Origin of the sequence: Variovorax sp. KBW07 (assembly GCF_003852515.1) — a bacterium.
GTDB lineage: Bacteria > Pseudomonadota > Gammaproteobacteria > Burkholderiales > Burkholderiaceae_C > Variovorax.
This window is the reverse complement of the sequence record NZ_QAJK01000025.1, coordinates 527-888: the sequence shown is the minus strand read 5'-3', so window position 1 is coordinate 888 and position 362 is coordinate 527. Positions and strand designations below refer to the sequence as shown.

The 362-nt window shown below is 68.5% G+C and carries 1 pseudogene; it reads left to right on the top strand.

Annotated elements, in window-relative coordinates:
* Nucleotides 1-153: 153 nt before the first annotated feature.
* A pseudogene (locus DBV14_RS05395) lies at nucleotides 154-362 on the top strand (TolC family protein); the annotation flags it as partial.

Sequence of the window (362 nt, the reverse complement as noted above, 5' to 3'; positions counted from 1 at the left end):
ACGCTGTTCACGCTGTTCGTGCTGCCTACCATGTACACACTGCTGGCACGCGACCACCGCACGGTGGGCCGCTCGCAGCGCGCCACCGAACTCGACGCGCTCGTGGCGCGCGAGCCGGCCGGCGACCACGCCTGACACCGAAGGAGCACGACCATGAACAAGAGATTCTTTTCGTACACCGCGCCCTTCGCGCTCAGTGTGCTGGTGCTGGCCGGTTGCGCCGTCGGGCCGACCTACACCGCACCAGCCGATGCACCGGTGGCCATCTCCGCGCCCGAGCGCTCGCTGTTCGCCAACGACGCGGTGCAGCGCGACTGGTGGCGACAGCTTGACGACGCGCAGCTCGATGCGCTGATCGAGCG